5 protein-coding genes, 2 tRNA genes and 3 rRNA genes are annotated in these 12286 nt (G+C 60.7%); 4 read left to right on the top strand and 6 right to left on the bottom strand.

Annotation, left to right across the window (positions count from 1 at the left end):
• The first annotated feature begins 62 nt into the window (after positions 1-62).
• Together INQ42_RS00890 and INQ42_RS00885 are read left to right on the top strand one after the other, a co-directional pair.
• On the top strand, positions 63-1775 hold the full coding sequence (locus INQ42_RS00890) for a M28 family metallopeptidase (protein ID WP_194034754.1): 1713 nt from the start codon (positions 63-65) through the stop codon (positions 1773-1775).
• 145 nt (positions 1776-1920) lie between these two features.
• Positions 1921-2316, top strand: a complete 396-nt coding sequence (locus tag INQ42_RS00885; RefSeq protein ID WP_194034753.1) for an MAPEG family protein — start codon at positions 1921-1923, stop codon at positions 2314-2316.
• 149 nt (positions 2317-2465) lie between these two features.
• Here the strand turns inward: INQ42_RS00885 and rrf are convergent.
• From rrf to tyrS, 6 genes are all read right to left on the bottom strand, one after another.
• Positions 2466-2580, bottom strand: a 5S ribosomal RNA gene (gene rrf / locus INQ42_RS00880).
• 118 nt (positions 2581-2698) lie between these two features.
• Positions 2699-5579 (bottom strand): 23S ribosomal RNA (locus INQ42_RS00875).
• A gap of 233 nt (positions 5580-5812) precedes the next feature.
• Positions 5813-5889, bottom strand: a tRNA-Ile gene (locus tag INQ42_RS00870).
• A 28-nt stretch (positions 5890-5917) separates the two neighbouring features.
• Positions 5918-5993, bottom strand: a tRNA-Ala gene (locus INQ42_RS00865).
• A gap of 134 nt (positions 5994-6127) precedes the next feature.
• Positions 6128-7672: ribosomal RNA gene (locus INQ42_RS00860) — 16S ribosomal RNA — on the bottom strand.
• The 16S, 23S and 5S rRNA genes sit together here with 2 tRNA genes alongside, the layout of an rRNA operon.
• Positions 7673-8190: 518 nt before the next feature.
• The gene (gene tyrS / locus INQ42_RS00855; RefSeq protein ID WP_228064398.1) at positions 8191-9420 is read right to left on the bottom strand and encodes a tyrosine--tRNA ligase; all 1230 of its coding nucleotides are present in this window, start codon (positions 9418-9420) and stop codon (positions 8191-8193) included.
• Positions 9421-9611: 191 nt separating this feature from the next.
• Between tyrS and INQ42_RS00850 the strand changes: the two genes are divergently transcribed.
• Both INQ42_RS00850 and INQ42_RS00845 read left to right on the top strand, forming a co-directional pair.
• Positions 9612-11048, top strand: a complete 1437-nt coding sequence (locus INQ42_RS00850) for a M23 family metallopeptidase (protein WP_194034751.1) — start codon at positions 9612-9614, stop codon at positions 11046-11048.
• Between the two features lie 62 nt (positions 11049-11110).
• Complete coding sequence (locus INQ42_RS00845) at positions 11111-12268, top strand: anhydro-N-acetylmuramic acid kinase (protein WP_407070816.1); 1158 nt, start codon at positions 11111-11113, stop codon at positions 12266-12268.
• The last annotated feature ends 18 nt before the right edge of the window (positions 12269-12286 follow it).

Here is a 12286-nt window from a genome sequence, read left to right as displayed (position 1 = left end):
GCGTGGGATTGCACCGGAACCGGGCTGATAGTATCGGGTGTCCCGTTCGATCCGGAGTCCGCATGTCCCGTATCCCACTCCTGCCAGCGACCTCGCTGGTCGCCGCCGCGCTGGTCCTGGCGGCATGCAACAAAGCCGACGACACGCCAGCGCCCGCCACCACCGGGCAAACGGTCGTCCAGGCCGATGCCGGCGCCATCTCTGCTGCAGACTTCGCCGAGCGGGTCAAGGTGTTGTCCTCGGATGAATTCGGCGGTCGTGCGCCCGGCAGCGCCGGTGAGGAGAAGACCGTCGCATGGCTCGAAGAGCAGTTCCGCAGCCTGGGCCTGAAGCCGGGCAACGGCGAGAGCTACTTCCAGGACGTGCCAATGGTGGAGACCACCGCTGACGAGTCCACAAAGCTGGAACTGCAGGTCGCCGGCAAGGCACGTGAGCTGGCGTTTGGCAGCGACATGGTGATCGGCACCCGCAGCGGCGAAACCCGGGTGGAGATCAACGACAGCGATCTGGTGTTTGTCGGTTACGGCGTCAACGCGCCCGAGCTTGGCTGGAACGACTACGCGGGAGTCGACGTAAAGGGCAAGACCGTGGTCATGTTCATCAACGACCCCGGTTTCCATACCGACGATCCGGAGCTGTTTGAAGGCAAGCGGATGACCTATTACGGCCGCTGGACCTACAAGTACGAAGAGGCCGCACGCCAGGGTGCCGCGGCGGCGCTGATCATCCACGACAGCGATGGCGCCTCCTACGGCTGGGACGTGGTCAAGAACTCCTGGTCCGGCCCGCAGTTCGACCTGGCTGCGGCCGACGATCCCGAGCCGCGCCTGCCGGCGCAGGGCTGGATCACCGCGGACATCGCGCGCAGCCTGCTGGCCGACACCGGGCAGGATCTGGAAGCGCTCTACACCGCGGCGAACACGCCCGGCTTCAAGGCGATCCCGCTGGATGCGTCGATGACGGTGGACCTGACCAGCACGGTGACCAGGAAATCGTCGAAAAACGTCATGGCCCTGCTCCCCGGCAGCAGCCGACCAGACGAGGCCGTCGTCTACATGGCCCACTGGGACCATCTGGGCGACCACCGTGAGGAGGGCACCGACCCGGCAGTGGACACGATCTACAACGGGGCGATCGACAATGCCACCGGGGTGGCTGGCATTCTCGGCATTGCCCAGGCCTTCGTCGCCCAGGAGCCTGCACCAGAGCGCTCCGTGTTGTTCCTGGCCGTCACCCTGGAGGAGTCCGGTCTGCTGGGCTCCAAGTACTACGTTGCCCATCCAAGCGTCCCGCTGGAGAAGACGGTCGCTGTCATCAATATCGACGCGATGTCGGTCGCCGGACCCTCGCGGGACATGACGGTCGTAGGCAAGGGCAGCTCTGAGCTGGAGGACATCCTCGGCCGGCACGCCGACGCCCAGGGTCGGACCCTGACCGCCGAGGCGACTCCGGAAAGCGGCTTCTACTTCCGCTCCGACCACTTCAACTTCGCCAAGGCGGGTGTGCCGGCGTTGTATGCCAGCGGCGGCGACGATCTGGTCGATGGCGGCGTGGGAGCGGGCAAGGCGGCCGCACGGGATTACGGGCTCAACCGCTACCACCAGCCGGCCGACGAGTTCGACCCGGCCTGGAACCTGGAAGGCGTGGTCCAGGATCTGCAAGCGCTGTATGGCGTTGGCCGCGACCTGGCGAGCAATGACCAGTGGCCCAACTGGTACGACGGCAATGCGTTTCGCGCCGCGCGTGAAGCCATGATGCAGAAGAACGCTCGATAAGAGGGTCCGGCATAGCAGAACCCTGCACCGCCCACGCGGTCGCAACGCTCCAGATCAGTCGATGACAACGGCGCCTCACGGTGCCGTTGTCATTTCCGATAGTCTGAAACCCACGCTGGCCACCAGCATCCCCAGAGACCTGCCGATGACCCTTTCCACCGCCTATTGGTGCGTACTCGTTGTAGCGATCCTGCCCTATGTCTGGACGGTGGTTGCCAAACTTTCCGGCAGGGGAAGATTCGACAACAACGACCCCCGCGCGTGGCTGGCCCGGCAGGATAATCCGCGCAGCTCGCGTGCCAATGCGGCACAAATGAATGCGTTTGAAGCTTTCCCCGCATTTGCGGCGGCAGTGATTCTTGCCCAGCTCGCCGGAGTTGAACATCCACGAATCGCGCTGCTGGCGCTCATCTTTGTCGTTGCGAGGATTCTTCACGGAATCTTCTACGTCACCGACAAAGCGAGTCTGCGCACCGCTGTCTGGTTCACCGGGTTGGTCTGTGTAATCGTGCTGCTCGTGCAAGCTGCGGTGAACGCCTGATCTCCTGTTTGCCTGATCCCCTGTTTGAATCAATGCAACGTCGCCATAAGACTCCCGGCGTGCTTGCAGAAAACCCGTCAGGTGTTTCGCGCGTTTGGTGCACAAAGAGAAACGCCGGACCCTTGCGGGATCCGGCGTTTGGTGTAAATGCCCAGCGATGACCTACTCTTGCATGGCTTAAGCCACACTACCATCGGCGCGTGTGCGTTTCACTTCCGAGTTCGGGATGGGATCGGGTGGTGCCACACAGCTATTGTCACTGGGCAAGGGGGTGAAGCAGCGCACGGGTGCGCCAGCTTGCAGAGGGTGGGACGTAGCGAGTGATTGTTCTGGTCTGGAATGTCGTCGACGCGTCGTCGAGTCCAAGGCCACTTGAGGTTATATGGTCAAGCCACACGGATCATTAGTACAGGTTAGCTCAATACATTGCTGCACTTACACACCCTGCCTATCAACCACCTGGTCTTGATGGTTCCTTCAGGGGAGTCAAGCTCCCGGGAGATCTCATCTTGAGGCGCGCTTCCCGCTTAGATGCTTTCAGCGGTTATCGCTTCCGAACATAGCTACCCGGCAATGCCACTGGCGTGACAACCGGAACACCAGAGGTTCGTCCACTCCGGTCCTCTCGTACTAGGAGCAGCCCCTCTCAAATCTCCAACGCCCATGGCAGATAGGGACCGAACTGTCTCACGACGTTCTGAACCCAGCTCGCGTACCACTTTAAATGGCGAACAGCCATACCCTTGGGACCGACTACAGCCCCAGGATGTGATGAGCCGACATCGAGGTGCCAAACACCGCCGTCGATATGAACTCTTGGGCGGTATCAGCCTGTTATCCCCGGAGTACCTTTTATCCGTTGAGCGATGGCCCTTCCATACAGAACCACCGGATCACTAAGTCCTAGTTTCCTACCTGCTTGATCCGTCGATCTTGCAGTCAAGCACGCTTATGCCTTTGCACACAGTGCGCGATGTCCGACCGCGCTGAGCGTACCTTCGAGCTCCTCCGTTACACTTTAGGAGGAGACCGCCCCAGTCAAACTACCCACCATACACGGTCCCCGATCCGGATAACGGACCTAGGTTAGAACGTCAAGCACGTCAGGGTGGTATTTCAAGGTTGGCTCCACCAGAACTAGCGTCCTGGTTTCACAGCCTCCCACCTATCCTACACAGACGAACTCAACGTTCAGTGTAAAGCTATAGTAAAGGTTCACGGGGTCTTTCCGTCTTGCCACGGGAACGCTGCATCTTCACAGCGATTTCAATTTCACTGAGTCTCGGGTGGAGACAGCGCCGCCATCGTTACGCCATTCGTGCAGGTCGGAACTTACCCGACAAGGAATTTCGCTACCTTAGGACCGTTATAGTTACGGCCGCCGTTTACTGGGGCTTCGATCAAGAGCTTCGCCTTGCGGCTGACCCCATCAATTAACCTTCCAGCACCGGGCAGGCGTCACACCCTATACGTCCACTTTCGTGTTTGCAGAGTGCTGTGTTTTTGATAAACAGTCGCAGCGGCCTGGTTACTGCGACCCCCGACAGCTATAGCTCGCATGAGCCACCATCAGGGGTGCACCTTCTCCCGAAGTTACGGTGCCATGTTGCCTAGTTCCTTCACCCGAGTTCTCTCAAGCGCCTGAGAATTCTCATCCTGCCCACCTGTGTCGGTTTACGGTACGGTCTGCGTAAGCTGAAGCTTAGGAGCTTTTCCTGGAAGCGTGGTATCGGTAACTTCGTCCTAATGGACTGGTCTCGCTGCTCGGCGTTGATGACCCCCCGGATTTGCCTAAGGGATCCGCCTACCTGCTTTCCCCGGGACAACCAACGCCCGGTATACCTAACCTTCTCCGTCCCTCCATCGCACTTACGCGAGGTGCAGGAATATTAACCTGCTTCCCATCGACTACGCATTTCTGCCTCGCCTTAGGGGCCGACTCACCCTGCGTTGATTAACATTGCGCAAGGAAACCTTGGGCTTTCGGCGTGCGGGTTTTTCACCCGCATTATCGTTACTCATGTCAGCATTCGCACTTCCGATACCTCCAGCAGACTTCTCAATCCACCTTCAACGGCTTACGGAACGCTCCTCTACCGCGCATACAAAGTATGCACCCCAAGCTTCGGTTCAATGCTTAGCCCCGTTAAATCTTCCGCGCAGACCGACTCGACCAGTGAGCTATTACGCTTTCTTTAAAGGATGGCTGCTTCTAAGCCAACCTCCTGGCTGTCTGTGCCTTTCCACATCGTTTTCCACTCAGCACTGATTGGGGACCTTAGCTGTGGGTCTGGGTTGTTTCCCTTTTCACGACGGACGTTAGCACCCGCCGTGTGTCTCCCGGATAGTACGTGCTGGTATTCGGAGTTTGCCATGGGTTGGTAAGTCGCAATGACCCCCTAGCCATAACAGTGCTCTACCCCCAGCAGTATTCGTCCGAGGCGCTACCTAAATAGCTTTCGAGGAGAACCAGCTATCTCCGGGTTCGATTAGCTTTTCACTCCTAATCACACCTCATCCCCTACCTTTGCAACGGGAGTGGGTTCGGGCCTCCAGTACCTGTTACGGTACCTTCACCCTGGGCATGACTAGATCACCCGGTTTCGGGTCTACAGCCCGCGACTATGCGCCCTATTCAGACTCGGTTTCCCTTCGCCTCCCCTATACGGTTAAGCTTGCCACGAACTGTAAGTCGCTGACCCATTATACAAAAGGTACGCAGTCACTCCACGAAGGAGCTCCTACTGCTTGTACGCACACGGTTTCAGGGTCTATTTCACTCCCTTCACCAGGGTTCTTTTCGCCTTTCCCTCACGGTACTGGTTCACTATCGGTCGGTCAGTAGTATTTAGCCTTGGAGGATGGTCCCCCCATGTTCAGACAGGGTTTCTCGTGCCCCGCCCTACTCGTTTTCATTGAAAGAGCCTTTTCGCGTACCGGGCTGTCACCGTCTATGGCCAACCTTTCCAGGTTGTTCTGCTAAAACTCAATCAACTTAAGGGCTGTTCCCCGTTCGCTCGTCACTACTCAGGGAATCTCGGTTGATTTCTTTTCCTCCGGTTACTTAGATATTTCAGTTCACCGGGTTCGCCTTGCATGGCTATGTATTCACCATGCAATACTGCTTGCGCAGTGGGTTTCCCCATTCGGACATCACGGGATCAAAGCTTATTGCCAGCTCCCCCGTGCTTTTCGCAGGCTGTCACGTCCTTCATCGCCTCTGACCGCCAAGGCATCCACCGTGTGCGCTTATTCGCTTGACCATATAACCCCAAGTCGCCTCAGAGTCATACGTTGCGCGAACACAACGTCTCACTTCAAATATTAGGGGATCAAGTCCCCCGCCTTAGCCTCTACGACACGTCATGGACATTCCGTCTCAAAACGCTCGCTACGTCCCAATTTTCAAAGAACGCGAATCGGCCACAATGCCCATCCGCTTCAAATCTATGTGTGTGTGCGCAGTCTCATTCAGAATGTCCAGGAAGCGTTGGTTTGGTGGGTCTGGGAGGACTCGAACCACCGGCCTCACCCTTATCAGGGGTGCGCTCTAACCACCTGAGCTACAGACCCAAAAGTCGAGCGCTACAGGACATCAACGTGGTGGAGCTTGTCGGGATCGAACCGACGACCCCCTGCTTGCAAAGCAGGTGCTCTCCCAGCTGAGCTAAAGCCCCGTGCTAATCCACGTCGCGGCCATGGCCGATACGCAAAAACGGACGCTCCCGCATTGATCTTGCGATCAACCGGAACTCTGAATGCAGGTCACTTGTGCGGACGCCTGACAGGCTTGGTGCTGCCTTTATGTCTCTAAGGAGGTGATCCAGCCGCACCTTCCGATACGGCTACCTTGTTACGACTTCACCCCAGTCATGAATCACTCCGTGGTAACCGTCCTCCCGAGGGTTAGACTAGCTACTTCTGGAGCAACCCACTCCCATGGTGTGACGGGCGGTGTGTACAAGGCCCGGGAACGTATTCACCGCAGCAATTCTGATCTGCGATTACTAGCGATTCCGACTTCATGGAGTCGAGTTGCAGACTCCAATCCGGACTGAGATGGGGTTTCTGGGATTGGCTAGCTCTCGCGAGTTTGCAGCCCTCTGTCCCCACCATTGTAGTACGTGTGTAGCCCTGGCCGTAAGGGCCATGATGACTTGACGTCATCCCCACCTTCCTCCGGTTTGTCACCGGCGGTCTCCTTAGAGTTCCCACCATTACGTGCTGGCAACTAAGGACAAGGGTTGCGCTCGTTGCGGGACTTAACCCAACATCTCACGACACGAGCTGACGACAGCCATGCAGCACCTGTGTCACGGTTCCCGAAGGCACCAATCCATCTCTGGAAAGTTCCGTGCATGTCAAGGCCAGGTAAGGTTCTTCGCGTTGCATCGAATTAAACCACATACTCCACCGCTTGTGCGGGCCCCCGTCAATTCCTTTGAGTTTCAGTCTTGCGACCGTACTTCCCAGGCGGCGAACTTAACGCGTTAGCTTCGATACTGAAGACTCAATTGTCCCCAACATCCAGTTCGCATCGTTTAGGGCGTGGACTACCAGGGTATCTAATCCTGTTTGCTCCCCACGCTTTCGTGCCTCAGTGTCAGTGTTGGTCCAGGTAGTCGCCTTCGCCACGGATGTTCCTCCCGATATCTACGCATTTCACTGCTACACCGGGAATTCCACTACCCTCTCCCACACTCTAGACTGCCAGTATCCAATGCCATTCCCAGGTTGAGCCCAGGGCTTTCACATCAGACTTAACAGACCACCTACGCACGCTTTACGCCCAGTAATTCCGAGTAACGCTTGCACCCTTCGTATTACCGCGGCTGCTGGCACGAAGTTAGCCGGTGCTTATTCTTACGGTACCGTCAGAACAACCGGGTATTAACCGGTTGCTTTTCTTCCCGTACAAAAGTGCTTTACAACCCGAAGGCCTTCTTCACACACGCGGCATGGCTGGATCAGGCTTTCGCCCATTGTCCAATATTCCCCACTGCTGCCTCCCGTAGGAGTCTGGGCCGTGTCTCAGTCCCAGTGTGGCTGATCATCCTCTCAGACCAGCTACGGATCGTCGCCTTGGTGGGCCATTACCCCTCCAACTAGCTAATCCGACGTCGGCTCATCTTTCTGCGCGAAGCCCGAAGGTCCTCCGCTTTCACCCGTAGGTCGTATGCGGTATTAGCGTAAGTTTCCCTACGTTATCCCCCACAAAAAGGCAGATTCCGACGTATTCCTCACCCGTCCGCCACTCGCCACCCGGAGAGCAAGCTCTCCTGTGCTGCCGTTCGACTTGCATGTGTTAGGCCTGCCGCCAGCGTTCACTCTGAGCCAGGATCAAACTCTTCACTTAAGTATTGCGACTCGGCTCCACGCTTTTAAGGGCGTCTCGCTCTGCCTATGCTTTGAGTGCAGTGTCTATCCAGACCCAAATAACTCAACTACACGCATCTTGCGATGCCTGCATCTGTTTCATTTGGACTGTGTCGAACATCTGCTAATGGACAACCGTCCACCGGCCAGACGCCCGCACAAGTCACCTGCGCACACTGTCAAAGATCACCGGAACCGGCCTCAACGCCGCGTTCCGTGCCTTGATGCCGAAGCACTCAAGGGAGCCGCACATCATACAGCGGATCAAGGGGACGTCAACAACTTCGTCACATCCGTTTCCCGCTGAACCCACCGAGGCGCTATGCGCTGTGGCGAGCCGATCATCTTAGCGCCTTTTCTCCGTTCGTCAACAGCCAAACCTGAACCGGGCGCTTCACCCTGCCGCGTCGTCTGGACCGGGGCGGGCCGGAAAGTATGCACCTGTGCGATGGGCTTGTGAAGGGGTGGAAGGAAAAATTGTCGCAGCGACTGTGCTGGTCAACCTTCCACCAGGCGGACCCGGGAAAAGGTGCGCTTGCCGACGGCAAGGACGCCTTCAAAACCAGGCGCAAAGACCTGCTGGGCGTCGGTCATCACCTCGCCGTCAATGCGCACTGCCTTCTCCTTGAGCTTGCGGTTGGCTTCCGAGTTGCTCGGCGTCAAGCCTGCCGCGGTCAGCAGTGCGGCGATGCGCAAGCCCTCCGCAGGCACGGCAAGATCGTTCAACGGGAGCTGGGTGGTATCGCCCTGGCCGCGCACGGCGGCATTCCAGCCGGCAACGGCGAGGTCGGCAGCCGCCTCGTCGTGGAAGCGCGCAGCGAGTTCGCGGGCGAGGCGCAGTTTGAGGTCGCGCGGATTGAGGGCGCCCCCGGCGATCTCCTGCTTCAAGGTTTCCATCTCGCTCAGCGAGATGTCGAAGCTCAGCAGCTCGATCCAGCGCCACATCAGCACGTCGTCGATCTTCATCGTCTTGGTGACGATCTCGATGGCCGGCTCGTTGATGCCAATGTAGTTGCCCAGCGACTTGCTCATCTTCTGCACGCCGTCCAGGCCTTCCAGCAGCGGCATGGTCAGGACGATCTGCGGCGGCTGGCCGTGCTGCTCCTGCAGGCCGCGGCCCATCAGCAGGTTGAACTTCTGGTCGGTGCCGCCCAGCTCGACATCGGCCTTCAGGGCCACCGAGTCGTAGCCCTGCACCAATGGATACAGGAACTCGTGGATCGCGATGGACTGCTGCGCGGCGTAGCGCTTGGCGAAATCGTCACGCTCCAGCATCCGCGCCACCGTATGCTGGCCTGCCAGTCGGATCATGTCCGCGGCGCTCATCTGGCCGAACCACTCGGAGTTGAAGCGTACCTCGGTGCGCTCGCGGTCGAGGACCTTGAACACCTGGTCGGCGTACGTCTCGGCGTTGGCGAGCACGTCCTCGCGGGTCAGCGGCTTGCGGGTGACGTTCTTGCCGCTGGGATCACCGATCATCCCGGTGAAGTCGCCGATCAGGAAAATCACCTGGTGGCCGAGGTCCTGGAACTGGCGCAGCTTGTTCAACAGCACCGTGTGGCCCAGGTGCAGGTCGGGCGCGGTGGGGTCGAATCCGGCCTTGATGCGCAGCGGACGCCCGCTCTGCAGGCGGGTAGCGAGTTCGTCGGCTTTGAGGATCTCATCGGCGCCGCGGCCGATCAGGTCGAGGGCGGATTCAATGTCGGTGGTGTCTTTATCGGCAGGCACGGGAAGGGGCTCTTGGAAAGATCGATGGCAGCTGAATGGGCGGGGTGCCGTGCGAGTGCCCGCATGGGAGGTCCACACCAAGGGTAACGCCGGAATTCCCATTGCACTCAAGGGTTTGACGCACACATCTCATGTGCTTATCGTAACGCCGCGACGCTGCCTTCACATCCTGCGCGTGGGAGACCCATCAGATGACACCGACCGACCCCGGTACGATCCGGCGTAACCGCCTGAAAAGCCTGCGCAAAACAGCGCTGCAACGACCGGTGGTAGCGCGTCGGTTGTCCGATGGGTTCAGTGGTCGATGGTCGCGCCGGCAGTGGGTTCAGGCAAGCCTGTTCGTCACCATCGGCGCATTGGTCGCCGCGATTGTCCCTGGCTTTGGTGATCTGCAGGCCGGGAGCACGCCTCTGGCGCGCCAGTCGATGGCGCTGCCGCTGCCGCCGATTGCAATGCAGCCGGCGCAGCCGCGTCCGGAGCATGACTGGCAGGTGGTGCGGGTGCAGAGCGGGCAGACCCTGGGCGCGGTGTTCCAGCAGATGGGCATTCCGGCGGCCACGATGCACCGCATCCTCGAGCAGCCAGGGGCCAAGCCCGCTCTCACCCGACTGGGCACCGGCGCAGAGCTCGCGTTTGACATGGCCGACGGCTCGCTTCGCCGCTTCCGCTACGACCGCGATCCGGCCCATCGCGTGGAGCTCAGTCTCAAGGGCGACACGATTACCGAGCAGGTGATCGAACGGCCGACAGAATTGCGCAGCATTGTCAGCAGTGGCGAGATCCAGAGCTCGCTGTATGTCGCAGCACGCAAAGCCGGCCTGCCGGCCAACGCGATCGCGACGATGACCGATGAGATCTTCAACTACGACATCGACTTCACCAGCGCCAAGAAGGGCGACCGCTTCAGCGTGGTCTACGACCAGGTCTGGCGCGAGGGCGAACTGGTTGGCAGCGGCGATATCCGCGCCGCCACCTTTACCACCGGTGGCAAGACGTTCTCCGGTTTCCGCTTCGAGCATGACGGCAAGGTCGGGTACTACACCGCCGAAGGTCGGCCGCTGAAGAAATCCTTCATCCGCATGCCGATTCCGTATGCGCGCGTGACCTCCGGCTTCACCACCGCGCGCAAGCACCCCATCCTGGGCAAGACCCGCGCGCATCAGGGCGTCGACTACGGCGCAGGCTCCGGCACACCGATCATGGCCGCCGGCGATGCGCGGGTGCAGTTTGTGGGCTGGAAGGGCGGCTATGGTCGCACCGTCGTCCTGGACCACGGCCGCGGCTACACCACGCTGTACGCGCACATGTCGCGCTTTGGCAAATTCAAGGTCGGTCAGCGCGTGCCGCAGGGCTCGGTAATCGGCTATGTCGGCAGCACCGGGTTGGCGACCGGACCGCACCTGCACTACGAATTCCGGGTCAACGGCGTGCACCGCAATCCGCTCAACGTGACCATGCCGCCGGCCGAGCCGCTGAAGGGCGCGGCGCTGGTCGCCTTCCGCGCGGAAACCGCACCGGCGCTGGCACGTATCCAGGAAGTGGAAGGCCTGCTGCGCAACAACGCAATGGTGGCCAGCAAGGCGCCGGCGAAGGTGGACACCACTACGGGCGTCGACCAGCAAGCCTGATCGCAATGAGCATCACCGACACCACGGGCCCGGCGGACAGCAGTTCGACCGGGCCCGCTGCTTTGCGGGCCGATGCCACCCGCGGCGAGGAGCTGTTCGTCGGTCTGATGTCGGGCACCAGCGCGGACGGCATTGATGCGGCGCTGGTCCGCTTCGACGAGGGCAGCGGCTGCACCCTGGTGCAGGGCCATACCTGCGCGTGGGACCTGGCCACGAGCGCGCGCCTGCTCGAGTTGGGCCAGGGCGCGCCGATCGAGTCGATCGACGAGCTGGGCACGCTGGATGTGCACATCGCCGAATGCTTTGCCGAGGCGGCGCTGCAGCTGATCCGCAGCGCCGGGGTCGATGCGGCGCAGATCCGCGCGATCGGCTCGCACGGGCAGACCATCCGTCATCGGCCCGATGGGGCCGCCTTCGATGGCCGCAACCGCTTCACGATGCAGCTGGGCGACGGCAACGTCATCGCCGAGCGCACGGGCGTTGCGACGGTCGCCGATTTCCGCCGCCGCGACGTCGCCGCCGGAGGCCAGGGTGCACCACTGCTGCCCACGCTGCATGCGGCAATGCTGTGCAGCGATTCGGAGCACCGCGCGGTCCTCAACCTGGGCGGGATCGCCAACCTGACGCTGCTGCCGGCGTCCTGCGACGGGGTCTCCGGCGCGGGCGTGCGTGGCTTCGACACCGGTCCCGCAAACGCCCTGATGGACGCCTGGTGCCAGCGCCACCTCGGCCAGCCGTTTGACCGCGACGGCAGCTTTGCCGGTCGGGGCGCGGTCGACGAGTCGCTGTTGGTACGCCTGCTGGGTGAGCCGTGGTTCTCTCACCCACCGCCAAAGAGCACCGGGCGCGAGCAATTCCAGCTGCAGTGGCTGCAACATCACTTGCGCGGCGATGAGCGTCCGGAGGATGTACAGGCGACGCTGCTGGAGTTGACTGCCGCCACGGTTGCCGACGCGCTGCTGGCGCTGCAGCCGGACACGATGCGGGTGCTGGCTTGCGGTGGCGGCGTGCACAACCCGGCCCTGCTGCGGCGCCTTGCGGCGAGACTGCCTGGGGTGAGCGTGGAATCCACGGCCGTCCACGGACTGGATCCGGACCATGTCGAGGCGATGGGATTTGCGTGGCTGGCACGCCAGACCCTGGCCGGACGGGCGGGCAACCTGCCGGCGGTGACCGGGGCGCGCGGCCCGCGCACGCTTGGCGTGATCTACCCGGCGTAGAAGTCCCGGACAGGGATC

Origin of the sequence: Lysobacter avium (genome assembly GCF_015209745.1) — a bacterium.
Taxonomy (GTDB): Bacteria; Pseudomonadota; Gammaproteobacteria; order Xanthomonadales; family Xanthomonadaceae; genus Novilysobacter; species Novilysobacter avium.
This window is presented reverse-complemented; position numbering and strand designations above follow the sequence as displayed.

What these genes read in the sequence shown, in the direction of transcription:
- INQ42_RS00890 (WP_194034754.1), top strand. Translation starts at nt 63, where the DNA reads ATGTCCCGTATCCCACTCCTGCCAGCGACCTCGCTGGTCGCCGCCGCG.
- INQ42_RS00885 (WP_194034753.1), top strand. Translation starts at nt 1,921, where the DNA reads ATGACCCTTTCCACCGCCTATTGGTGCGTACTCGTTGTAGCGATCCTG.
- INQ42_RS00850 (WP_194034751.1), top strand. Translation starts at nt 9,612, where the DNA reads ATGACACCGACCGACCCCGGTACGATCCGGCGTAACCGCCTGAAAAGC.